Genomic DNA, 25,397 nt, shown 5'->3' with positions numbered 1-25,397 from the left:
CTTTTTCACCCTCTGATTATGTCAAAAACAGTTCAAACAATATGTCGGAATAAAACAGGAAATCACGGTCTTATTCATGGTTACAGCAGACATAAAAAAACCGACTTTCGTCGGTTTGTAAACGTTACCGCGTGGGCATCATGATTGATCGCGAATGACACCCTTTATTAAGAAATATCCGTTATAAGGGATAACCAATCACTGCCGATGCCCACAACAAAAAGCCTTCAACCAGGGCAGCAAACACTTTCAGAAGAACATTTGTCATGGGCTTTTCCTCTCACAGAAACAAGCAGACAGATTAATCAGACAGGGACATTAAAACTCTTCCCAATCATTATCATCAGTGCCGGTTTTTAACGCCTTGGGCTGGCTGACTGCATGACTTTGTGCTGCCACCGGCTTGGCTTTGCTCACAGGCGCTGCCGCAGGGCGGCTGACTGTGGCCGGACGTGGGCTAGAAGCACGGCTGCTGGTTGCCGCGCCACCACGCAATTTGAATCTGTTCACCGTATCCATCAGGTTAGACGCCTGCTCAACCAGTGACTCAGCAGCGGCTGCCGCCTCTTCCACCAGGGCCGCGTTTTGCTGGGTGACTTCATCCATATGGTTCACGGCATCGTTGACCTGATTAATGCCTGAGCTTTGCTCGGCAGAAGCCGCCGTAATTTCACTCATGATATCGGTCACGCGTTGTACCGAGGTCACTACTTCGTGCATTGTTTCACCGGCACTTTCTACCAGTTTTGTGCCATCTGTGGTTTTATTCACAGAGTCAGTGATCAGTTCTTTGATCTCTTTGGCCGCACTGGCAGAGCGTTGCGCCAGGTTGCGTACTTCACCTGCCACCACCGCGAAACCTCTGCCCTGCTCACCTGCACGTGCCGCTTCTACAGCCGCGTTCAGTGCCAGGATATTGGTCTGGAAGGCAATACCGTCAATCACAGAAATAATATCTTCAATTTTGCGGGCACTTTCATTAATCGCGCTCATGGTTGTCACCACGTTACCCACCACTTCACCGCCACGAATCGCCACTTGTGAGGCGGCTTCAGCCATTTGGTTGGCCTGACGTGCGTTTTCAGCGTTCTGTTTCACGGTAGAAGCCAGTTGCTCCATGCTGGACGCTGTTTCTTCCAGGTTAGAAGCCTGCTGCTCGGTGCGGCTGGACAAATCGTTGTTACCGCTAGAGATTTCATGCGCGGCGGTATTAATGGTTTCACCGGCATCACGCACGTTGATCAGGATGTCGTTCATGATATCCAGCAACTGGTTGATGGAGTTCATGGTTTCGACTGCGGAACCTTTAGCAATTGAGGTGTCCAGTCTATAGGTCACGTCGCCATCCACCGCCAATTTCAAGGCTTCGCTGATCTGGTTTTCCACACGCTTTTCCTGCGTCTGGTCTACCCATTCAATCACCGTGCCCAGACGTTCGCCATCATTGTCGAAAATCGGGTTGGCAGTCAGGCGGAAAAACATATCACCGACGCCAATTTCTGTCTGATGCTTGCCAGTCAGGCCGCCGAGCAAATTACGCTGATGCGCTGGGTTTTTATGAAACACATCATAGTTTTGGCCGATCAGTTTTTCAGGATCAAAGTGTGGGAACAACTGTTTGAATGTTTTGCTGGATTCACGCATCAGATCAAGTGCAGCCGGGTTCATATAGGTAATAAACCCGTCTTTGTCCGCCATCATCAAGCTATTAGAAGAGGCCTCGAGTGCGTTTTTGATCATGGTCGCTTCGCGTGCCTTGGCCTTTTGCGCCTGATCCGCCAATACTGCCGGTGTAATATCTGTGGCGAATTTCACCACTTTGACTGGCTTGCCATCCAAGCCCATGATGGGGTTGTAAGACGCTTGCAGATAAATATCTTTACCCTGTTTGCCATAGCGGTGGTACACACCGACATCGGCCTGACCACGGTTTAATTTGGCCCAAAAGTCCTTGTATTCCTGGCTGGCCTTGTAACGCTCACTGACAAACATGCTGTGATGCTTGCCCAAGACTTCATCCAGGGTATACCCAGTTAATGTCAAAAAGTTCTGATTCGCGGCCAACACATTGCCATGGATATCGAACTCAGTCACTGCTTGCGATTGATTAATCGCCGCGACTTGCCCTTGAAAGTTAAGCTGTTTTTGTTTTTCTTCGGTGATACAGTAGGAGTACACCTTGACTTTAGAGACGGTGCCATCCGCGCCCATGATAGGCACATAACTGGTGCTAAACCAGAACTCACTGCCGTTTTTAGCCACGCGACAGATTTCGAGCTTGGCGTTTTCTCCTTTATTCAACCTCTGCCAAAGTTGCTTGTATTCAGCGCTTTGTGCCGTATTTTCTTTTAAAAACATCGAAATGTGTTTGCCAATCACTTCGCCGTGTTGATACCCCAGCGGCTTCAGGAACACGTCGTTGCAGGCCAGAATATTGCCTTGCAGATCACATTCCATCACGCCAAATGATTCATTCAATGCATTTTCTTCTTCTTGTAAGGCCAGATTACGTTTCTTATCTACCGTAATATCGGTCAAATAAGCCACCACTTTGCGCAACTGCGTGCCTTGCATCACAGGCGCATAGTAGCCCTGAAACCAGGTCTCAGCGCCCTCTTTGTTGATCAGCTTAAAGCTGCCGACTTGTGACTTGCCGCCTTGCAAGGCATTCCAGAATTGTTCATAGTCCGGCTTAGCAGCCTCTTCGCGTGCCACTAAGGTACGATGGTGCTGGCCAACCAACTCCTTGGCGCTATAACCTAACGACGTACACAAATTGTCATTGACGAGGCTGATGTCGCCTTTGGCACTCAGCTCAATAATGGCTCTTGCTTTGCTGATCTCAGACTTTAGCGCGCTAAATTCCGCTACCTGGTCTAAATTGTTCCGATAATCCCGAGTCCCTGCCGCCAGCTTGTTCACGATGGTAGAAAACATAATGTTTATCCTTGAATAAAGTATCTCTGTGTAAGAGGCTTCGTGCTTGGTATTTTTGTGTTGTGCACGTTTTTATAGCGTGTTGCTTGGTTAATTAATGTACTGCAGCATCCATCAGTTGCATTTCATCACTGGTCATCAATTTATCAATGTCGACCAGAATCAGCATTTCCTGCTCAATGGTTGCCAGGCCAACAATGTATTTGGTATCAATACGGGTCACCAGTGATGGCACTTCTCGCAAGTGCTCTTCACGCAACTCGCGCACATCAGACACGCCATCGACCACAATGCCGACGATACGGCCATTGAGGTTCAGAATAATCACCACAGTGAATTCGTTATACTCAACCTTGCCCAGGTTGAATTTGATACGCAGATCAACAATCGGCACGATTTTGCCGCGCAGATTAATCACGCCTTTGATAAACGAAGGCATGTTGGCGATCTGGGTGACCGCGTCGTAGCCGCGAATCTCCTGCACCTTGAGAATCTCGATGCCGTATTGCTCGCTGCCGAGAACAAAGGTCAGGTATTCACCTGCTGCGGTTTTCAAGCCATTACCTGCGTTGCCGCTCAAGGAATTGCTCATTTCTGTGCTTGTACTCATTGCATATGCTCCTTATGCATTGATGGTATTTTGTGAAGTTAAATAGTTCTGGTTGGAAAATGCCATGCCACCCGTCACATAATTTGTGGTTTGCCCCATCTGGATAATGGCTGGCACGTCCAGAATCAGTGCCACTGAGCCATCGCCCATAATGGTTGCGCCTGAGACGCCAGGAATACGCTTGAAGTTGGTTTCCAGGCTCTTGATCACCACTTGCTGCTGGCCAACCAGACGGTCGACAAACAAGGCAGATTTCTTGCCATCGGCTTCCAGGATCAATAACACACCGTCAGTTGGGTTAGTGATCTGGGTCGGATGATTAAACAAGGCATGCAGGGCGATAATCGGTAGATATTCACCACGCACATGCACCATCAGGCCTTCGCCAGTCACAGTTTTCAGGTCCTCGGCACGTGGCTGCAATGTCTCTACAATCAGGTTCAAAGGCACCACATAAACGCTCTTGCCCAGTGACACAGACATGCCATCGAGAATCGCCAGGGTGAGTGGCAATGAAATCGAAATGGTGGTGCCGTAGCCAAGCGCCGAGCGAATCTCAATATGACCGCCCATGGAGGTAATATTTCGTTTCACTACGTCCATGCCGACACCGCGACCAGACACATCGGTGACCACTTCAGCGGTAGAGAAGCCTGGTGCAAAGATCAGGCTAAACACTTCGTTGTCGGTCATGCTTTCATTGACCGGCAAACCGTTTGAAGCCGCTTTGGCCAGAATTTTGTCGCGGTTCAAACCACCGCCATCATCGGTCACTTCAATCACGATGCTGCCGCCTTTATGCGCTGCAGACAGGGTTAATGTCCCACTTTCGGGCTTACCCATCTCGCGACGGACTTCAGGCTTTTCGATGCCGTGGTCGACACTGTTACGCACCAGGTGCGTCAACGGGTCAACAATCCGTTCAATCAAGCTCTTATCGAGCTCAGTGGTCGCACCACTGGTGACAAACTCCACTTTTTTGCCCAATTTTCCCGCCAGGTCACGCACCATGCGTGGGAAGCGCGAGAACACAAAGTCCATCGGCATCATGCGGATAGACATCACGGACTCTTGCAAATCGCGGGTGTTACGGGTCAACTGACCAACACTATTAATCAAGGCTTCGTTATCCACTGGATCAAGCGCATTCACACGTTGCTCAATCATGGCTTGTGTGATCACCAGCTCGCCAACTAGGTTAATCAACTGGTCCACTTTTTCAATACCGACACGAATCGATGTGCTTTCTGCACTCTGGGCGGCAGCAGCAGGCTTGTCGGATTCACGACGACCTTGTTGCTGACGGCGCTCTTCTTGCGGTGCGGCAGCCACCGGTGTTGCGGCTGTTTCTGCCTTGGCTTTTGCCATCGCAGCGGCGGCATTCTCGTCACCAATCATTTGGGCTTTAGGCGCATCCGGATGTGGTTTGAACGGCGCAAAGAAACCGTAGCCCTCTTCCTGCTGCTCTTCACCATTGCTGGCAAACAGGCCGTAGCCCATTTCTTCAGCCACTTTTACTTTGCCATCATCAGCTTTGGCTTCTTGGGTTTTGCTGTCTGTTGTAACAACCGGCTCATCATCAAAAAAACCGTAGCCAAGATCTGCTTCTGCGGCCACCGGCGCGGCGGCGACTGGTGCCGCTTCCACGGCTGCTGGTGCTGGTGCACTCGCTGTATCGCCTGCCACCTGGATCACCAAGGCATCAGCGTCAACAATAAAGGAACAGATAGAGACAATGTCGTCAGCACTGGAATCGGTTTTCACCAGCACGGCATGTACATTCTCGCTGCGCTCATACACGGCGACTTCACCTAACAAGGCCAACTCGTCTTTGAGGTTAGCCAGGTCTTTTTCAGTCACGGTAGGCAAACCCACGTCGTACAAGGTCATGCCTTTGGCTTTTTCTTCGTCCGTAATCGTCAATGCAGGTTTTGCCATTTGAGCAGCTGGCGCTGCAGCAGGTGCAGCTTCAACACTGGCAGCAGCCTCAACCGGTGCAGCGGCCACCGCGGCTTTGCCTTCAGAAAGTGACTTCAGCATCATCGCCACATCGCTCACTTGCTCCGCATTCACGTCTGAGCCATGACGATGACCATCGACTTGCATCTTGATCACATCTTTGGCTGCCAGAAATGCATCCACGTGTTCGGTGGTCAACGCCATCTCGTTTTTACGGATTTTGTCGAGCAGGTTTTCCAGTACATGCGTAATTTCCGTCATGTCCATAAACCCAAACGTCGCAGCACCGCCTTTAATGGAGTGTGCCGCTCTAAAAATAGCGTTTAACTGCTCAACATCCGGCGATTCCACATCGATACTCAGCAACAGATGCTCTGCCTCAGCCAACAACTCCTCGGCTTCGTCAAAGAACACCTCATAAAACTGGCTCATATCCACTGTCATTGTTTACTCCAGTCCTTTACCAGCGGTGCTTAGGCACCGATTACTTTTTGTACCACTTCAATCAGGCGTTTTGGATCAAACGGCTTGACCAGCCAACCGTTGGCACCGGCGGCTTTGCCTTTGGCTTTCATCTCATCAGAGGACTCGGTGGTCAGCATCAGGATAGGCACCTTTTGATAAGAGGCGAGCGTGCGCAAATTGGTAATCAGCGTCAGGCCATCCATCACCGGCATGTTCTGGTCAGTCAGCACTAGGTCTACGGTTTTCTCTTTGGCTTTGTTGAGGCCATCCTGACCATCTACGGCCTGTACGACATCGTAGCCAGCCGCTTTCAGACTGAAAGCCACCATCTGACGCAATGATCCGGAGTCGTCTACTGTTAAAATTGTTTTCGCCATGTTTGATTCGCCTTTTTCACTAATTTTGTTAAACGCCGCTGTGATTAAAATAAATCGATATCACCGGTAGCCAAGTCCTGCTGGTTGACCGACTTGCGTAAATTGCCGGTCAGATGCTGGCTACCCTGATCAAAATTCTGGTTTAGCTGCATGATGAAACGTCTGATTTCTTCATGCTCATCATCTGCAGCCATCGGAAACTGATGACTGGACAGCTCATGTAACAAGTCTTTTAAGCCATGCACACGATTGATGGTGCGTTGCAGCAATTGGTTAGTCATGTCCTGAAACTGCATGCCAGTGACCACTTTATTGATCTCCTGGCCAATGTTGTCCTGAAACACCTGCAACTGCTGCATTTCTTCCGGCTGCAATTTGCCAGCGTCTGCCAACAGCTGCAAAGCAGCCTGCTGGTCTGTCAGCTGGGCATACACCGTCATAAAACTGGCACTGAGCTTTTCTATCGCTTCGTTGAGTAAAAAGGCGGTTTGCTGCAAATCGGTTTCGATCTCAAGCAGATGCCAGTCACCGTGACGCGAGACTGCGGCCAGTAATTCTCTTAATTCTTCTATGGGCAATGTTTTCATAGTGGTCCTATCTTGCCTGATTCCCCGGTTTTTCAATCAAGAAATAAACAATGTAAAAATGACTTATTTCTTTCACGCTTTAGGTTCAGCCTGCGTTGCCCTGTTTTAAGGTGCAGGCTTCTCCGCCTTGTTCTGCAATGCTTCGACTTGTGTTTTGTCATGCTCACTGACAGAAATCTGATCGTTATCCTTGAGTAATTCCTCTTCGGTTTCCTTGTTCATGACAATTAAACTGATGCGACGGTTAATCGGATTAAACGGATTCTCTTTATCCATCATGATGGCGGAGCCCAGGCCAACCACCCGCATCAGCTTGGTTTCATCCATACCACCCGCAATCAGCTCGCGCCTTGAAGCGTTCGCCCGGTCGGCAGACAACTCCCAGTTGCTGTAGCCGTGGTCACCATTCGCATAGCCCGCAGCATCGGTGTGCCCGGACAGACTAATTTTGTTATCCACCCCATTCAGCGTTTTGCCGATCTCACGCAAAATCGTTTTGGCATACGGCTGCAACTCTGCCTTGGCGTTCTCAAACATGGGCCGGTTTTGCTCGTCAATAATCTGCACGCGCAAGCCTTCACTGGTGATATCCAGCTTGAGTTGTGACTTGAATTGCTGCAAGGTCGGATTGTCTTCGATGGCCTGCTCAATCTTGGCCTTGAGTGCTTCCAATTTAACTTTTTCGGCCTGTTTCAAGGCTTCTTTAACGTCTTCCAGTTTGACTGTTTTGAGTTTGCCCGGATCGCCTTCTACCGGCTTGACCTGACCTTGTTTTTTGGTCACATCTTTACCGCCGGTATTTTTCAGCGCCGAATCACTTTGGCCCATGGACGGCCCCATCAACACGACGTGTAACGGTGTTTGAAAGTATTCAGCAATGCCCTCTTTTTGCGCTTTGGAGGTCGAGCCCAACAGCCACATCAACAAGAAAAACGCCATCATCGCTGTCACAAAGTCAGCATAAGCAATTTTCCAGGCGCCGCCGTGGTGGCCCCCGCCACCCTTTTTGATTTTTTTAACGATAATCGGGGCAATGTGTTCTTCTGCCATGACGCTCTCCCGGCGGCCTTAATAGTGACTTGGACTAGTTACTTGGATTTTGCCTGCTTCACGTGCTCTTCGAGCTCGGTAAAGCCAGGACGCTCGGTGGAATAAAGCACTTTACGACCGAACTCCACCGCAATTGGCGGCGCATAGCCATTCAGGCTGGCGAGCAACACAACCTTGACGGTCTGGAAGCTCTTGCTGGACTCTTCCAGCTTTTGCTCCAGCAAGCCGGACAATGGGCCAATAAAGCCATACGCCAGCAAAATCCCCAAAAAGGTCCCCACCAGCGCGTGCGCAATCAGAATCCCCAGCTCAGCAGGCGGCAAGGCGACGTTTTCCATGGTATGCACCACGCCCATCACCGCGGCCACAATCCCGAACGCTGGCAAACCATCGCCCAGTTTGGCAATACAATGGGCAGGCACATGGCCTTCCATATGGTGGGTTTCCAGTTCGTTGTCCATCAGGTTTTCGACCTGGAAGGCATCCATATTGCCGGACACCATCAAACGCAGATAATCACAAATGAATTCGACCAGATGATGGTCGTGCACGATGGAGGGATACTTGCTAAACAAGGCACTAGCCTCTGGGTCTTCAATGTCTTTTTCAATCGACATCAGACCATCCTTACGGATTTTGGTCAGGATTTCAAACAGCAGCGCCAGCAAATCCATATACAACTGTTTGTTGTATTTGGAGCCTTTAAACAATGTGGGGATCGCTTTTAAAGTGGCTTTAATCGCCTTGGTGTCGTTGCCGACAATAAAGGCACCAAAGGCACCGCCAAAAATCATCATGACTTCCAGCGGTTGCCATAACGCGCCCAAATGGCCACCAGCCAGCGCATAGCCCCCAAACACCATGCCACAAACAACAACATACCCAATGATGACAAACATGCTTTTGCTCCACTTTTAGCAGTTAACTATGGAAAGCATAGCAATGCATGGCTGGATTCATTTTTTCAAATAAAAGGGATTTAGCCAGTTAAATCACCCTGGCAGGGTGCGGAGGGCAGACCGGTTGCCTGACCAGGCTTGGGCTGAAACGATCAGGCAGGCGATAAACGCGTCATTGATTGACCTTGCAGGAGTTGCTCGAACAGGTCGTGCGTCAGCGGTTTGGAATAATAGTAGCCTTGGCCATAGTCACATCGCATGGCGCTTAACAGCTGGTGCTGCTCTTGCGTTTCAACGCCTTCTGCCACCACCTTTAATCCGAGTTTGTGTGCCATCACCACCAACGCTTCACATAAATGAAAGCTTTGGCAGTCCTGTTTCATCTCTTGCACAAACGCTTTATCAATCTTAATGTAGTCGATGTCAAACTTGTTCAAATAAGCCAATGAGGAATAGCCGGTGCCAAAATCATCAATCGCCACTTGAATGCCCAGTTCAGCAAAACTCAATAGTTTGTTTTGCGTAGATTCCTGTTGCGTCATCATGGTCGACTCGGTGATTTCGATAATCAAATGCTCGCCCGACAACCCGGTTTCCTGCAAAAAAGCGCGCCAATGTTGCGGCACGTCATTGCCGATATTAAATTGCACCGGCGATTTATTGATACTGAGCTGCAAGGGTAAGCCAAAGTCCTCCTGCCAGCGCTTAAGCTGCCTGACGGCGGTCCTGAATACCCAGTCGCCCAGGCCATGGATAATGCCGGTTTCTTCGGCAATCGGGATAAACTCCATGGGTGACAGCACGCCCAGCAAGGGATGGTTCCAGCGGATCAGGGCTTCTGCCTTCACAATCTGCTCGTTATTTAAATCGATAATCGGCTGGTAGGTCAGAAAAAACTCATTGTTTTGCAGGGCGAAGCGCAAGTCCACGCCCAGCTGGTGGTGTTTATCCAACGAGGTTTGCATGGCCGGGATAAAATACTTGGCCTGATTGCGGCCTTTTCTTTTCGCCTCATACATGGCCTGGTCGGCATGCTTGATCAACTCCTGGTCCGATTCGCCGTCCATCGGATAGACGGCAATGCCTATGCTGGCGGAGACATAGACGGTATTGGCGTCTTCCAGAGTAAAAGGGTCACTCAACACTTTTAATAATTTTGAGCACACCGTGTCTATGTCTTTGCGTTGGCTCAGGCAAGGCATCAGCGCCACAAATTCGTCGCCGCCAAACCGCGCCAGCATGTCAGACTGCCGGAAACAGTCACGAATACGGTGACTGACTTTTTGCAAGAGCTCGTCACCGATATTGTGGCCTAGTGAATCATTCACCTCTTTAAAATGGTCGAGGTCAATAAACATGATGGTCAGGCCATGCATTTCACGATGCGCCTTGCTCACCTCCATCGCTAGCCGGTCCATCAGCAATCGTCGGTTGGGCAAGTTGGTCAAGGCATCATAATTGGCCTGCCGCCAGACCAGTTTTTCGGTATTCAGTTTTTCGGTGATGTCTTTGGCAATTTTGGAGGCGCCAATAATCTCGCCCTCCGTATCGTAAATCGGTGACACCGTGACAGAAATATGGATTTGCCGCCCTGACTTATGCAAACGCATGGTTTGAAAATGATCTACTTTTTCGCCAGACTTGAGTTTGCTCAAGATATGCATCTCTTCGTCTACCCGATCAGGCGGAAAGATTTTCAGCATAGGCTGGCCGACCATTTCTTCAGCCGTGTAGCCAAAGATTTTCTCTGCAGCCTTGTTCCAGCTGGTGACAATCCCCTCCAGCGTTTTGCTGATAATCGCATCATCCGAAGACTCGACAATGGCCGCCAGGTTTTGCTTGTAGCGCGTGAGTTCATTCAGCGCCTGCTGTCTGCCCTGCGCGGACTCAGTGACCTCAATTTCAGACGAAAATCCGATCAAAATGCCATCTTGACTCAGTAGCGGCGTGACGGTCACCATGACGTCTAAGGCGGGGTTTTGGCTGCTACAACACAGGGTTTGATAGTGGTCAGGCAAATGGCCCTGGCCTTGTTTTGCCAGCAGGGTTTTGTGGGTATGAAGCTCAGGATCGGGCAATATTCTGTTGAAAAGCAGGCCTAGCAGGTCTGCAGCGGCGTAGCCGAGTAAGGCTTCTGCAGCAGGATTACAGTAGATGATCATCCCGTCCACAGACTCAGCCACAATGGCCTGGCTCACCGAGTCAAGCAACGCTGAGAAAAAGGATGTCGCGCCCTGCTTTTGCTGCGAATCTGCCAATTGCATGTCCCCCACAGACCTACGTTATTTGGATATATCGGCTTAGTTAGATATATCGACTATTTTTTGTATTTATGAACAGGTGTCTTTGCCAAGCATGCGCAAAAAGCATCAGGCACTCGCGCGCCAGTTGCCGCATGCTGTTGATATCAAAACAGAAATGCAGGGGGCATGTACATCGCCCGCCATGTAAAGTTTGATTAAACTACTTTTTGAGGTAGACGTATAACGCTGGGGAATGTGCGCTGGGGAACACAATGTGCTCGGCAACCACGTCAGGCACCGGAAACTCGGAAGTGACAAACAGGCAGCCTGGCCGCATCTCCTGTTGGACTTTTTGCCAGACATCCTGCATCACTGCCGGTGACAAATATGCAAAGACCACGTCTAGTTCGGCAAAATTGATCGAGCGGTAATCGCCCAGCGTGAAGGTGACACTGGTGCCAGAAAATAAGGCGCGCACCGCACTCACCGCCCAGGGTAAAGGCGCGATCTCAATGCCAGAGACCTGATCGTGTATGCGTTGTTTGGCCAAAAACATGGCGAGATCACCAATGCCGCTGCCGATATCGAGTACTTTCAGGGAGTGGTCGTCTGCATGCTGTTCCAGAATATGGTGCATGGCGCGCCAGGTAGACGGAAAAGACGGGTAAAACGGGACGCGTGTGTTATGCACAGACCAGTATAAAGCCAGCGTGATGACAAAACCGGCAAAATACACCGTGGCAGGCAACGCCACCTGCTGCATAAAAATCACAGCCACCGGAAAAATCACATGGATCCAGCGCCACCAGACCGGCATGCGCGCCGCTATCGCGAGCACACTGACAACGCAGATATGAGGGAATAACCAGAACCAGACCGAATCCAGCCGGATGCCCAAACTACGTAGTTCAAACGCAAATACGCTGTTGATCACGCCAGGCGCCAGGCCCGTCATCAACAGCATACTCACACATTGGATCAGCAAGGCCTGGGACCATAATCTTTTTGGCAAGAGACGCTGCACCCATGGCTGGGATGGCAACGCCTCTACCGGAAGTTCTACCGAGTGCATGCTGTATCCTTCATTTCGCAGGATGTATCACCACCTGCGCATCACCTGTTAAGCAGTCATTGAAACCAGTTTGTAGCTGAGTTCTTTGGCTTTTTTGGTTTTACCGGCACGTGAAGGCACGTGGCACAGGTTGCATACATAGTTCTGGTTCAGGTCGTAGCTGTTGACGATGTAGTTACCGCCGCAGCAATGACAGACTTTGGTTGTCAGCATTTTGCTTTCGATAAAGCGCACCAGCGTCCAGGCACGGGTCAATGACAGCACAGGCTCTTCTTGTTGCGCTGCATCAGGATTTTGTACTTGCTGCATATACAGGGTGTAGGCTTTGATAATGGCCTGGATACCGTCTACGCCAGCATAATCCACCATGAAACGATAGATATTGTAGAAAATGGAGGAATGAATGTTTGGCTGCCAGGTCAAGAACCAGTCGGTAGAAAATGGCAACATGCCTTTTGGAGGAGAAACGCCCTTCATCTCTTTGTAGAGCTTGATCAAACGCTCACGTGACAAGGTCGTTTGAGATTCCAGCAATTGCAGGCGTGCGCCCAGCGAGATCATTTGCATTGCCAGTTGAATTTGTTCTGCTTCGTTTACTACACTCTTCTTTTGCATGATAACCCTCTTTTCTATTTCTTATCGCTAGATGGAAATGTCTACACTGTTATACAGTGGACTCTGAAGCCTGAGCAGACATCAATACCGCAGTATGCAGATGTGCCTGGGCTGGATCTTTGGAGTAGCTGGTCAACATGCCCAGAATTTCGCTGTCATCAAAACGGAAGCGAGTCAGCAACATATTGGTATTACAGAGTTTGAGCAATTGCAGGTTAGTCAGGTTTTCCAGCAGGTCTGCGATTTCCTTATTAATACCGAGGCGGAAAATGGCAGTGGCTTTGTCAGCGCGGATCAGTTGTTGGGCCAACATCAGATAGTTCAGGTTGGCATCTTTGATTTCAGCGAGTAAATCGTTTTGCATGTTCATGATCTTGTCTCCGTTTTTTTAGCGTTAATTTAAGTCCGCCTGAGCGTTAGGCGTACTTTGCGCGCAATCATGAAGAGCAACAATCAGGGTTTGTCGGTTTCTTTTGTAAGACAGACGAAAACAGCCATGTAGGTGTTTGTCTGACAAACCCCTACATGGCACCCACCACAACCTTAAATATCAATAAGTTATGGCGTATATTTAATGTTACACCGCAACAACTTTCGTCTATGTTCGCAGCATTCTGATCAATCCAATTCAAAAAATAATTAAAGTTTTCCTGTTGTATTCCGTAAACAACTGTTTTTTGTCTGTTTAGTCTGCTTTTAGCGCTTTCATAAAAACTATTTGTGCTATCCCGGTTAACGACAGCACAAACTAAAACTTTAGGGCTGCGGCGCAAAAAAATTCAACAAATCACATAACACGTTGTTTTAAAAAGAATAATAATTTTATTATTTGCACCTCTTAACATCTGGCAAACCGCAACTGATAGAAAGCGGTCAATAAGCCCTTTTATTCCAGACATAAAAAAGCGTTTTTCTAGCCAATAATCACTCACAAGAAATACAACTTGTGCGTTGTATCCGTGAAACGAAAGAGTTTAGGACATGGCAGCTGAAGACAGCGATATGGAAAAAACCGAAGACGCGTCCCCCAAGCGATTGGAGAAGGCACGCGAAGACGGCGACGTTCCCCGCTCTCGCGAACTGGCTGCATGTGCGGTGCTGTTTACCAGCGGCATGGCAATCATGATGCTGAGCCGCCCGATGGGTGATGCATTGAAAAACGTGTTGAGACAAGGCCTGAGTATTGACCATGCCATGGCCTTTGAGCCACAACTGCTGATCGTGCACATGATGAAAGTGCTTGAACAGGCACTGTGGGCATTTTTGCCACTGGCCGTGATTATTGTCTCGGTGGCTGTCGCAGCGCCGATTCTGGTGGGCGGCTGGGTGATGTCACAAAAATCCCTGGTGCCTAACTTTGGCAAGCTCAACCCGATCAAAGGCCTGGCTAACCTGTTCTCCAAGAATTCTCTGGTCGAGTTATTGAAGTCGATTGCTAAAACCATCCTGGTGGCGTCTGTGGGTTACAGCATCGTCAAAAAAGATTTGCAGCCTATGCTGAGTTTGTCGCAGATGCCTTTGGCTACCGGCATCAGCACAGTGAGTGATTATATGGTGACCGGTTTTCTGACCATTGCTTCTGCGCTGGTATTGATTGCGGTGATTGATGTGCCCTACCAGCTCTATCAATACGCGCAGAAACACAAAATGACCAAGCAAGAGCTGAAGGATGAGTCCAAAGAGTCAGAAGGCAGCCCAGAGATTAAAGGCCGTATCCGTCAGCAACAACGCGAAATGGCACGCAGAAGAATGATGAGTAATGTACCGCAGGCAGATGTGGTGATCACCAACCCAACCCACTATGCGGTGGCGATTCGCTATAAAGAAGGTGAAAACGGTGCGCCGATTGTGGTGGCCAAGGGTGCAGATGTGATTGCACAAAAGATTAAGGAAATTGCCGCTGAACATGAAGTGATGACACTGGAGTCTCCAAAACTGGCACGTGCCTTATATGCACATGCAGAACTGGAGCGCGAGATTCCACAAACGCTGTATGCCGCGGTGGCCGAGATTCTGGCTTATGTGTTCCAGCTGCGTGTATTTAAACAACACGGTGGTGTGCGTCCTGCGATGCCATCCAACGTGCCAGTACCAGACGCGCTGGATCCGCATGCGCTGAATGCCGCACCAGCGACTGCGGCGGACATTGAATAATTGCAGGCTTAGGAGTTTACGATGAACAATTGGCAACAATGGATGGGGAAAATGGACGGTCGAGCAATCGCCGCACCACTCATTATTGTATTGCTGCTGGCGATGATGATCCTGCCGTTACCGGCCATCATGCTCGATGTGTTCTTCACCTTTAATATTGCGCTGTCTATCCTGGTCTTGATGATAGGCCTGCAAACGACTAAACCGCTGGACTTTATCGCCTTCCCTACCGTGTTGCTGATGACCACCATGCTGCGCCTGGCGCTCAACGTGGCGTCTACACGCGTGGTGCTGACTGAAGGTCACGCTGGCCCGGATGCCGCCGGTAAAGTGATTGAAGCCTTTGGGCACTTTTTGATTGGCGGTAACTACGCCGTCGGTATCGTGGTGTTTGTGATTCTGACCATTATTAACTTCACCGTCATCACCAAAGGTGCTGGCCGTATTGCTGAAGTGGGCGCCCGTTTCACCTTGGATGCGATGCCTGGTAAGCAAATGGCGATTGACGCTGACTTGAACGCTGGCCTGATTGGCGAAGACGAAGCCCGCCGCCGCCGTAAAGAGGTTGGCCAGGAATCCGAATTCTACGGCGCGATGGACGGTGCCAGTAAATATGTACGCGGGGATGCCATTGCCGGTATCCTGATTATCATCATCAACATTGTTGGCGGCCTGATTGTCGGCATGGTGCAACATGACCTGGCGTTTGATGAAGCGGTTAAAAACTACACCATGCTGGCGATTGGCGATGGCCTGGTGGCACAGATTCCTTCCCTGGTGATTTCTATTGCTGCCGGTGTGGTCGTTTCCCGCGTCGCCAACAACGAAGACATTGGCGGCCAGCTGATTACACAATTGTTTGAAAATCCACGCGTGCTGACCGTGACTGCTGGCATTATCGGCGGTATCGGCCTGATTCCAGGCATGCCTCACCTGGCCTTCCTCGGTCTGGGTGCGTTACTGGGTGGCATGGCTTATAGCGTGAAGCAAAAACAGGAAAAAGCCAAACAACAAGCCGTACTTGAGCCACAACCAGAAGACAAACTGGCGCCAGCCAGCGAAGCGGAAGAAGCGACCTGGAATGATGTATTGCCAGTAGACACCATAGGCCTGGAAGTCGGTTACAGATTGATTCCACTGGTGGACAAAGGCCAAGGTGGCGAACTGCTCAAACGTATCAAAGGTATTCGCAAAAAATTCGCCCAGGAAATCGGCTTTTTGGCACCGACTGTGCATATCCGCGACAACCTGACCCTGAAGCCCAATGCCTATCGCATCACCATGAAAGGTGTCGAAATGGCGACTGGTGAATCCAATTACCATCAGATGCTGGCGATTGACCCAGGTGCGGTGACTGGTGAGCTGGATGGTGCCAAAACGACTGATCCGGCATTTGGCCTGCCAGCCGTGTGGATTGAGCCAGACCGTAAAGAATATGCGCAAAGCCTGGGCTATACCGTGGTCGATGCAGGTACCGTGATTGCCACGCACCTGAACCATATTATTTCGCTGAATGCAGGCGAGCTGCTGGGCCGTCAGGAAGTACAACAATTGCTGGATCACCTGGGTAAAGAATCCAGCAAACTGATTGAAGAAATCGTGCCAAAAATGATTACGCTGTCTAGCCTGCAAAAAGTATTGCAGAACCTGCTCAACGAAGGCGTGCATATCCGTGATATGCGCTCCATTCTGGAAACACTGGCCGACCATGCGCAATATACCCAGGATACTAATGACCTGACTTCTATGGTGCGCATCAAACTCGGCCGCGCCATTGTGCAGGACCTGTTCCCTTACAGCAATGAAATTACCGCCATGACGCTGGATGGCCAACTGGAAAGACTGCTGCTGCAAGCCTTGCAAAACAACCAGTCTAACCAGAGCGTGATTGAGCCTGGTATTGCCGAAAGACTGTCACAACAGACAGAAGTGGCTGCCAGACAACAAGAGCAAATGGGCCTGACCCCGGTGTTATTGGTGGCTGCCCCGCTACGCCAGGCTTTATCCAGATTTTTAAGAAGAACCGTCCCGCATCTCAGAGTGTTGTCACATGACGAGCTGCCAGATAACAAATCCATTCGTGTCACCAGTTTAATCGGAGCGCAATAATATGAACATCAGAAGATTTTTTGGCAAAAATGCACGCGAAGCATTGGCGCAAGTCAAACAGGCATTGGGTGATGATGCCATTATTGTTGCGAACCGTAGCGTCAATGGCGGCACCGAAATCATGGCCATGCTGGAAACAGACATTGCCTCTAATGCGAATTCAGCGCCTGCCGAGATGGGGATGGAACAATCCCGCAGCTTGCTGGACTTTGTCAATGCACAAGGCCAAGTGAATGCACAAGGCCAGGCCCATGCACAAAGCCAGCTAGCGCGCCAGGCAGCACCACAAGCGGCAATGTCAGCGCCTAGCGTGCAACACAGCACGCCAGTGGCTGAAGAGCCAGCCGCCAATGAAGGCGCCATTCTGGATATGCTCAAACAGCATAGCGAGCAGCAAGAACAAGCTTACCAGGTGGCCACGCAAACGCTGGAAGACAAAATGATGGGCATGATGCAGGAAATGCGTCAGATGCGCAGCCATTTTGAAACCCAGATGAGCGCCATGACCTGGCAGCACCATTTGCAACACAGCCCAGCCAAATCCAAAGTGCTGAGCACCCTGCTCTCTGCCAACTTCAGCGCCTCACTGTCACGCCAGATTGCTGAAAAAATGCCGAACCATATTGATGTCAACAAAGCGCCGATGTGGGCCAAGGAAGTGATTAGCCGCAACCTGCACACTTTGGATGATGAAGATGCCTTGCTGGACCGTGGTGGCGTGTATGCCCTGGTTGGCCCGACTGGCGTTGGCAAAACCACCACAACGGCCAAACTGGCTGCACGTTATGTGATGAAACACGGCACCCAAAACCTGGGCCTGATCACCACAGACAGCTACCGGATTGGTGGTTACGAACAACTGCGTATTTACGGCAAAATTTTGGGCGTAATGGTGCATGCCGTCAAAGACGAAGAAGACCTGAAAATTGCGCTGAATGAATTGAAAGGCAAGCACATGATTCTGGTAGACACTGTGGGCGTGAGCCAGCGTGACCAAGCCGTGACCGAGCAGCTTTCTATGCTGAGCCGTGCAGAGACGCCGATTCAAAAATTGCTGTGCCTGAATGCAACCTCTACCGGTGATACGCTAACTGATGTGATGCGCAGCTACAAAAAACATGATATCGCCGGTTGTATCGTCACCAAACTGGACGAAGCCGCCGCGATTGGCAATGTACTGGATGTCTTGATCCGCGAGCGTATGCGCCTGTTCTACACCACCAGTGGTCAGCGTGTACCGGAAGATATTGAACTGGCCGACAAGCCGGCCCTGATCGAGCGCGTATTGACGCCGCATCAGGCCAGCTTGCCTTACCAATACCTGGATGAAGAGTTGCCGCTGGTGATTTCCAGCATGATGCAAACCGCTGGTCAGGAGCAGCAACATGTTTAACTACCGCGACCAGGCGGATGGCTTGCGCCGCATTATGGCAAAAACCTCTGCACGCATCATTAGCGTGATTGGCGCTAATGGCCAGCCAGCCACGCCATGGATGCGCAATCTGGCACTGGGCATGCTTGCCCCTGAGCAACGTTTGCTGTTGATACACGCCAACCGCCAGCCTGGGCTAGCGCACTCATTACAGTCCATCGTGACCAACAACAGTGCACTCAAACGCGCCATCCTCAACCATCCGCAAGGCTATGACCTGACCTGTTTGGCCGAAAATGACCTGTTAACCTCGCCTTTATCTCAGGATTTAAAAGGGCAGCTGGACGGTATAGTGAAACAACTTTCGTACGATTACGATACCGTCATGATTGAAGCACAGCTGGATACGCAAGACCACAGCCTGATGATGCCACTCATTGCAGAGCATGAGCTGGTGATTCAAATGGACAGATCTGACACCGCCATTAAAGCGGCCTATGTGACGATCAAGCACATCAGCCAGCAGCATGGCCAGATCCCGTTGGGCGTGGTGGTGACAGGGGCCAATCATGACCAGGGTCAACAATACTTTATGCGCTTGAACCAGGTATGCAAGCAGTTTCTGGGCGTCACGCTGGACTTTATCGGCGCCATGCCGGCAGAAGTTTTGGCCGAACAGAAGAAAGCGGGCAATGCCAAGGCTGCGGTTGCCGAAGCTGGCCAGACCGCATTGGCTTTTAAATCAGTGGCACATCGTCTCGAAAAGCAACGGATCACCACGCCATCACTGGCTGTTGCCTAAAGTAAAAAGAGGAAAAACATGTATACCGCTAAAGGCACGACTAACAATACCGACCAGATGCTGAAACAGCATAGCGGTCTGGTTAAAAAAATGGCTTATCAATTAAAAGCCAAGCTGCCCTCCTGTGTCGAACTCGATGACCTGGTGCAAGCAGGCATGATAGGCCTGATGGATGCGATTCAGCGTTATGAAGATAATCACGGCGCGCAATTTGAAACCTACGCCTCACAGCGTGTGCGTGGTGCCATGCTCGATGAGTTGCGTGGTGCCGACTGGCTGCCACGCGGTATCCGCAAAAACATGCGCGATATCGAGGTCGCGGTACAGCAACTGGAACAAAAATTTGGCCGCCCACCTACCGAGTCAGAGATTGCCAAGCACATGAACTTCACGCTGGATGATTACTATGATGTCTTGAGCGACTGCCAGGGCCACCAGCTGATTTACTACGAAGATTTTCAGGATGACGATGGCGGCGAGCACTTTCTGGACCGTTATGTGGATGACGACACCAGTGATCCGGTCAAATCCTTGCTGGAAAGTGATTTCCGCGAAGCATTGATTGACTCTATCGACCATTTGCCCGAGCGTGAAAAATTGCTCATGGGCTTGTATTACGAGCAAGAGCTCAATTTAAAAGAAATCGGCGCCATTATGAGCGTGTCCGAATCACGCGTCTGCCAGTTGCATAGCCAGGCCGTGGCCCGTTTACGTGCCTCCATGCGCGATAAATCCTGGACCGGAGTGGCCTGATGGATTGGGGCAGTATTGCCGGGCTGGTCATTGCGCTGGCTGGTCTGGTCTTTGGGCAATTAATTGATGGAGGTCGTCTCAACTCGTTGATGCAGCCCGCAGCATTTGCCGTGGTGATTTTAGGCACCACCGGTGCCGTGCTGCTGCAAACCGAATTCAAGCTGTTTATCAAAGGCATACGCATGCTGCGCCTGGTGTTTGTACACCCGCAAGACGACAGAAAAAAGCTCGCCATTAAAATCAACCAGTGGAGCCTGCAGGCACGCAAGGAAAGCGTATTGTCACTGGAAAGCTATATCAAGCGCGAACAGGATCCTTTTGTACGCAAAGGCTTGCAGTTGCTGGTTGACGGCACGCCGGCTGACCGCATTCGCGAAGTGTGTGCGATTGATATGTATTACTATGAATTGCAGGAACGTGAAGCCGCCAAAATCTGGTCAGCGGCAGGTGGTTATGCGCCCACCGTGGGTATTTTGGGTGCAGTACTGGGGTTGATTCACGTCATGGAAAACCTGTCAGACCCGGCCAAAATTGGTAGCGGCATTGCGGTGGCTTTTGTCGCCACCATTTATGGCGTCGCCCTGGCCAACCTGGTCTTCCTGCCGATTTCAAACAAATTAAAAGGCCATGTTCAGCACGAAATGTCCAGGCGCGAAATGCTGCTCAATGCCTGGGTGTCGATTGCGCGTGGTGACAATCCGAAACTGGTCACCGAGCGCCTGGAATCCTATCTGCACTTGCGGGAATCCTGATGTACAGGCGCCAAAAACTGGACGATGATGATGAGAGCCATGACCGTTGGCTGATTTCATACGCCGACTTTATCACCCTGCTGTTTGCCTTTTTTGTGGTGATGTATGCCACCTCGACCATCAACCTGAACAAGTACCGTGCACTCTCCAGTGCCGTGGTCACGGCCTTTCAAGGCAAACCTGGCCAAATGGATGCGCCTGAGTCTCAAACACAAGCCACGTTGCAAAACCAGAGCTCAGTGCTCAAGCCCCTGCCCTTGAGCTATTTGTATCAAGAGAAAAAGCAGCGCGACCAGGAAAAGGTACGCGCCATTGGTCAACAGCTAGCCCATGCACTTACGCCCTGGATAGACGAGAAACTGGTCACTGTGTACCAGTCAGAACTCGGTATTGAGGTCGATATTCAAAGCAGCCTGCTGTTTAACAACAACCAGACAAGCTATACCGCGCAAGCACCTGCTGTGTTAAACGCGCTGGGCGCACAGCTGAAAAACGAATACCGCACCATACAGATTGAAGGTCATAGCGATAAACAAGTGTTTAGTGGCCAGCCAGAGGCGGAAACCAAACGCTGGGAGCTAACGGCGGCACAAGCCGCCCATATGGCTGCCAGCCTGGTTGCACAAGGCATTGCCAGCAAACAACTGACGGCTATCGGCATGGCAGAAACCAAACCAGTTTCCAGCAGCGATAATGCCTTGGCACAAGCCATGAATACGCGCATGACCATACGCATTTTAACGGCGGAAAGCAGCGCCCAACAAACCAGCAATGTGGCTAATAGGCAAGAGATACAGGCGGGATCTGTAGATGCGGCACCAACGCCAGAAACTTCGGCAGCGCCCGCCGCACAACCAGTGCCAGGGATAACTGGCGCAACAAGTCCATAAGTGCTTAAACCAGCGCGCCCTGCAACCAGTCGTTAAACTGCTCAATCGGCATCGGCTGGCCAAACAAAAAGCCCTGGTAGCGGCGGCAACCGTTATTCAACAGCAACTCCATCTGCGCTTGTGTTTCTACGCCTTCGGCAATCACACTCAGGTACATGCTTTGCGCCATGGCAATAATCGTCCTGACAATGGTGCGATCATGGCTATCGGTGACAATATCATTCACAAACGAGCGGTCGATTTTAAGTTGATACAGCGGTAACTTCTTCAAATACTGTAGCGATGAATAGCCAGTACCAAAATCATCCAGTGAGAACTGGATGCCCAACTGGCTTAGTTCCGCCATGATACGCACGGCATCATCGACGTTTTCCAGCAAGACGCTTTCTGTCAGCTCCATGCGCAATGCATTGGGATTGATCTGGTGACGCTGAATACACGCTTTGACCATGGCCACAAAATTGGCCTGGCAAAATTGGCGCGCGCTAATATTGACCGACAAACTGAGCTCACGGGTATTTAATGTACGTTGCCACAGTGCAATTTGTGCACAAGCCTGGTCTAGCACCCACATACCGATTTCGATAATCAGGCCGCTGGTTTCTGCCACGGCAATAAATTGCAGCGGTGAAATCAAGCCGCGCTGCGGATGCAACCATCTTAACAAGACCTCTGCACCAAATGGGCGGCCGGTGTGGTCGACCTGCACCTGGTAATGCAAGCGCAACTGTTGCTGCACGATGGCTTCACGCAGCTCCGTTTCAAGCATCACCTGCGTCGCAATCTCGGTTTGCATGCCTGGCTGATAGACGCAGGCATGATTACGCCCGCCCTGCTTGGCCTTATGCATGGCGATATCCGCCGCTTTTACATAGTCGGTATCACTGGTGCTGATATCGTTAAAGTTGCATAAGCCCATGCTGGCTGTAATCGGCAACTTTTGGCTACCGACTTTAAACGGGCGCTCAAAGACCTTTTGCAGCTTACGCTGCGCGGACAAGAGCTGCTGCAAGGCTTTGTCCTCGGATGCCGCGAGGCCGGATAACAAGACCAGGAACTCATCACCGCCCATACAGGCAATAAAGTGCTGCTCAGCCACTTTTTGCAAGCGTTCTGCGACTTGCTGCAACAAGCTATTACCTGCTGCATGGCCATGCGCTTCATTAATCCATTTAAAGTGATCAAGGTCGATATACACCACGCCCCAATGTTCACCCGTCTCAGGCTGCATGCGTATTTGCTGCAACACCTCATAAGCCCTTTTGCGGTTGGGCAAGCCGGTCACAGGCTCCAGGTAAGCCAGGCTTTGAATCGACTCTTGTGACAAGTGCCTATCAATCACCAGGCTCATTAATTTGGTCGCTTGCTCAATCATGGATTGTTCAAGCGCGCTTGGGGTTTGTGGCTGGCGATAATAGATAGCAAATGCGCCCAGCACGTCCCCATCCGCAGTTAAGATCGGCTCAGACCAACCTGCTTGCACGCCAGAGGCCAATGCGGCCTCACGGTGATTCACCCAGTAGGGATGGGTCATCACATTCTCGACCATCACCCGTTGCTTGATGGCGATAGACGTGGCCAGGGAACCATTACCAGCCTCCAGCTGCAACTGGCGCAATGTTTGTAGCAATGCTTGTGGCAACGACGGGGCGATCACGGTTTGTACCAGCTTGCCCAGATTCTTGGTCAGCACCAGCGCGCAATACACACCACTGTGCATGGCCTCAATATCGCGCACCATTTTTTCTAAAATCCTGAACGCATCCTGTTCTTTTAAGATCAGTTCCAGGATAGAAAACTGGAAGCGTTCATAGGCAATCGCACGTAACTTCTCTTGTTGAAACGTCAGCGCGGCCTGTTGTTCATTTGTCGTTTCGCGCACCAGTAGCAGTCTACGCGGCTCACCTGTCTGCAGGCTAAAGTAATAGACATTGCACTCCAGCCAGCGGTTGTGGCTATCATGGCAGGCAATCTGTATGGTGCGCTGGGTGGTTTCAGGCGCAGGCTGGGCCAGGATGGCTTTAATCGGGTCATGGGTGATCAATGGTAGGCAAGCCCACAAATCACAGCCGGACTCAAGGGTATGACAGACCAGCACAGAACCACCATTACCGAGCTGATCGGTCTCTGCGGCAATATAAAAACCGGAATAATCGACCAGAGAACGCCATTGGTCAAAGGCGTTAGTTAAGTCAAAAGAAGCACTCAGGCCAATCAAAGGGCTCAAACTTGCTGAAGCCTCCGAACTGCACGCAGCGCTCAAGATCTGACCTGCCAAAGCAAGCGCATTGGGCTCGAGATTTACTATAGACATCGCATACTTTCACAACCGCAGTGCAAAATCTAACTGCCGACAACTGGGCACCCTCTGCCCGTCGGTTGTTAAGATGACACACCCCCGAAGAATTTTAGTTGGGAGTCAATCCAGCATTGGCTACTCCCTTTTGTATTTACGATGATGTGACAAAAGGCAAATGAGTGTCAAGACAAATTCACGCCTATACAGCGACATTAACAACTGTCATCGGCGACCGTCACATAGATGTGACAACAGACGGTCAAAACTCCATTTTCCGGCCCCCTGCGTGACCAGAGGCAACAGCATGAGCAAGTAAATCAGAGGCAGTTTATAGTTACCAAAACCATCGCCTTCCACATCCTCAAAACGATACCCCATCAACAAATCGGCCACACTGCCCCAATGTTCCGGCCAATGCACACTGGCAATCGCGACCACCGTCACCACCATCAGGCTGAGACTGAAAAAGCGCGTAAACAGCCCTAGCAATAAAGCCAGCGCACCAAGCAGTTCAAAGGTCATGGCCATGTTCCAGTTCACTTCTGCGGGCAATAAACTAAACGGGAAAGGAAATTGCAACTCTGCAAACCAGTTTTGGCCATGCCATTTGGCCCATCCGGCTTCGCCAAACTCCCAGGCCAGGATCAGGCGTAAGAGCAAACCGGGTAGCCAGTCATTGACGGTGTGTAGCGTTAAAATCAGGTCTTGATATTTGCGCACTAAAAAAGGAGGGGTGAAGCGTTGAAACATGATTAGCTACCTTTCTAAAATTGAAGTTGTATCACTTAGTCTTCAATCTAGAAAATACCTTACATAGTAGCGCTAACTTTTTCTATTTTTTATAAAAATAGGCAAGCGGAGTGTGATCAATAGCGCAAACAACAGGCTATACATCACTGGCTCAGTCACATCTTTTTTCACCAGCCACCAGAAATGCAACAACACCAACACGCCAATCACATACACCAGTTTGTGCAGGCTTTTCCATCGTTGTTTAAGTGCTTTTATCGCGCGCTGGTGAGACGTGGCGGCCAGCGGCAAGGTCAGCAATAAAGCAGCCGCCCCCACTAACACATAAGGATGCTTGACGATATCTTTGGCAATATCCACCCAGTCAAACTGGTAATCAAGCCAGAGATAAGTCGTGACATGCAGACAGGCATAAGCAAACATCCATAAGCCCAACAAACGACGCACGGCAATCAGCCAAGCTTGCTGGGTGAGAGAGCGTAGTGGCGTGATGCCGAGCGAGAGCAATAAAAAGACCAACGCCCAGGTGCCGGTAGAGCGTTCAATAAACTCAACCGGATTTGCACCAAGCCCATCGGTGAACCCCAGGTAAATCAAACGTGAGACAGGGATAAACGCCCCCAACCAGATCAAGACTTTCAGCCATAAAATACGGTTTTTTGCAGATAGCGCAGCTAACCATTGCAGCAGATTTTGCATCAT

General features: G+C 50.5%; 21 protein-coding genes. 7 read left to right on the top strand and 14 right to left on the bottom strand.

Features of this window, described 5'->3' with window-relative positions; translation table 11 throughout:
• Positions 1–318: 318 nt before the first annotated feature.
• From INP78_RS14650 to flhD, 11 genes are all read right to left on the bottom strand, one after another.
• Positions 319–2,937 (bottom strand): methyl-accepting chemotaxis protein, encoded by a 2,619-nt coding sequence (locus tag INP78_RS14650; protein WP_194741953.1) that lies wholly within the window; start codon positions 2,935–2,937, stop codon positions 319–321.
• Between the two features lie 94 nt (positions 2,938–3,031).
• A complete protein-coding gene (locus INP78_RS09490; protein ID WP_194741952.1) occupies positions 3,032–3,547 on the bottom strand; it encodes a chemotaxis protein CheW in 516 nt (171 codons plus the stop codon).
• 12 nt (positions 3,548–3,559) lie between these two features.
• Complete coding sequence (locus INP78_RS09485) at positions 3,560–5,950, bottom strand: chemotaxis protein CheW (RefSeq protein WP_194741951.1); 2,391 nt, start codon at positions 5,948–5,950, stop codon at positions 3,560–3,562.
• Between the two features lie 29 nt (positions 5,951–5,979).
• A complete protein-coding gene (locus INP78_RS09480; RefSeq protein ID WP_018985223.1) occupies positions 5,980–6,348 on the bottom strand; it encodes a response regulator in 369 nt (122 codons plus the stop codon).
• 44 nt (positions 6,349–6,392) lie between these two features.
• Complete coding sequence (locus tag INP78_RS09475) at positions 6,393–6,935, bottom strand: chemotaxis protein (protein WP_194741950.1); 543 nt, start codon at positions 6,933–6,935, stop codon at positions 6,393–6,395.
• Between the two features lie 105 nt (positions 6,936–7,040).
• Complete coding sequence (gene motB / locus INP78_RS09470) at positions 7,041–7,985, bottom strand: flagellar motor protein MotB (protein ID WP_194741949.1); 945 nt, start codon at positions 7,983–7,985, stop codon at positions 7,041–7,043.
• A 38-nt stretch (positions 7,986–8,023) separates the two neighbouring features.
• On the bottom strand, positions 8,024–8,884 hold the full coding sequence (gene motA, locus INP78_RS09465; protein ID WP_194741948.1) for a flagellar motor stator protein MotA: 861 nt from the start codon (positions 8,882–8,884) through the stop codon (positions 8,024–8,026).
• A 152-nt stretch (positions 8,885–9,036) separates the two neighbouring features.
• A complete protein-coding gene (locus tag INP78_RS09460) occupies positions 9,037–11,148 on the bottom strand; it encodes a bifunctional diguanylate cyclase/phosphodiesterase (RefSeq protein ID WP_194741947.1) in 2,112 nt (703 codons plus the stop codon).
• Positions 11,149–11,347: 199 nt separating this feature from the next.
• Positions 11,348–12,199, bottom strand: coding sequence for a class I SAM-dependent methyltransferase (locus INP78_RS09455; protein WP_228522781.1), 852 nt, complete (start codon positions 12,197–12,199; stop codon positions 11,348–11,350).
• A 48-nt stretch (positions 12,200–12,247) separates the two neighbouring features.
• Positions 12,248–12,814, bottom strand: a complete 567-nt coding sequence (gene flhC / locus INP78_RS09450) for a flagellar transcriptional regulator FlhC (protein ID WP_194741946.1) — start codon at positions 12,812–12,814, stop codon at positions 12,248–12,250.
• Between the two features lie 49 nt (positions 12,815–12,863).
• Positions 12,864–13,184, bottom strand: coding sequence for a flagellar transcriptional regulator FlhD (gene flhD / locus INP78_RS09445; protein WP_194741945.1), 321 nt, complete (start codon positions 13,182–13,184; stop codon positions 12,864–12,866).
• Between the two features lie 611 nt (positions 13,185–13,795).
• On the opposite strand from flhD, the gene flhB reads away from it, so the two are divergent.
• The 7 genes from flhB to INP78_RS09410 are packed head-to-tail and all read left to right on the top strand — an operon-like array spanning position 13,796 to position 21,646.
• Positions 13,796–14,968, top strand: coding sequence for a flagellar biosynthesis protein FlhB (gene flhB / locus INP78_RS09440; RefSeq protein WP_194741944.1), 1,173 nt, complete (start codon positions 13,796–13,798; stop codon positions 14,966–14,968).
• 21 nt (positions 14,969–14,989) lie between these two features.
• Positions 14,990–17,077 (top strand): flagellar biosynthesis protein FlhA, encoded by a 2,088-nt coding sequence (flhA, locus tag INP78_RS09435; protein ID WP_194741943.1) that lies wholly within the window; start codon positions 14,990–14,992, stop codon positions 17,075–17,077.
• 1 nt (position 17,078) lies between these two features.
• On the top strand, positions 17,079–18,470 hold the full coding sequence (gene flhF / locus INP78_RS09430) for a flagellar biosynthesis protein FlhF (RefSeq protein ID WP_194741942.1): 1,392 nt from the start codon (positions 17,079–17,081) through the stop codon (positions 18,468–18,470).
• Positions 18,463–19,251: a hypothetical protein gene (locus INP78_RS09425; protein ID WP_194741941.1), complete on the top strand. Its 789-nt coding sequence runs from the start codon at positions 18,463–18,465 to the stop codon at positions 19,249–19,251. The genes flhF and INP78_RS09425 overlap by 8 nt, the downstream gene beginning before the upstream one ends.
• An 18-nt stretch (positions 19,252–19,269) precedes the next feature.
• A complete protein-coding gene (locus INP78_RS09420) occupies positions 19,270–20,004 on the top strand; it encodes an RNA polymerase sigma factor FliA (protein WP_194741940.1) in 735 nt (244 codons plus the stop codon).
• Positions 20,004–20,756, top strand: coding sequence for a flagellar motor protein (locus tag INP78_RS09415; RefSeq protein WP_194741939.1), 753 nt, complete (start codon positions 20,004–20,006; stop codon positions 20,754–20,756). Before INP78_RS09420 ends, INP78_RS09415 begins: the two co-directional genes overlap by 1 nt.
• On the top strand, positions 20,756–21,646 hold the full coding sequence (locus INP78_RS09410) for a flagellar motor protein MotB (RefSeq protein ID WP_228522779.1): 891 nt from the start codon (positions 20,756–20,758) through the stop codon (positions 21,644–21,646). The genes INP78_RS09415 and INP78_RS09410 overlap by 1 nt, the downstream gene beginning before the upstream one ends.
• 4 nt (positions 21,647–21,650) lie before the next feature.
• On the opposite strand, the gene INP78_RS09405 is transcribed toward INP78_RS09410, so the two are convergent.
• From INP78_RS09405 to INP78_RS09395, 3 genes are all read right to left on the bottom strand, one after another.
• On the bottom strand, positions 21,651–23,873 hold the full coding sequence (locus INP78_RS09405) for a bifunctional diguanylate cyclase/phosphodiesterase (RefSeq protein ID WP_228522777.1): 2,223 nt from the start codon (positions 23,871–23,873) through the stop codon (positions 21,651–21,653).
• 294 nt (positions 23,874–24,167) lie between these two features.
• Positions 24,168–24,695 (bottom strand): DoxX family protein, encoded by a 528-nt coding sequence (locus INP78_RS09400; protein ID WP_194741937.1) that lies wholly within the window; start codon positions 24,693–24,695, stop codon positions 24,168–24,170.
• Positions 24,696–24,767: 72 nt separating this feature from the next.
• Positions 24,768–25,397 (bottom strand): sulfite oxidase heme-binding subunit YedZ, encoded by a 630-nt coding sequence (locus INP78_RS09395; RefSeq protein WP_228522823.1) that lies wholly within the window; start codon positions 25,395–25,397, stop codon positions 24,768–24,770.

This window comes from Methylophilus sp. 14, from assembly GCF_015354345.1.
GTDB lineage: Bacteria > Pseudomonadota > Gammaproteobacteria > Burkholderiales > Methylophilaceae > Methylophilus.
The sequence above is the reverse complement of the archived record's forward strand: the minus strand, read 5'-3'. Positions and strand labels throughout refer to the sequence as shown.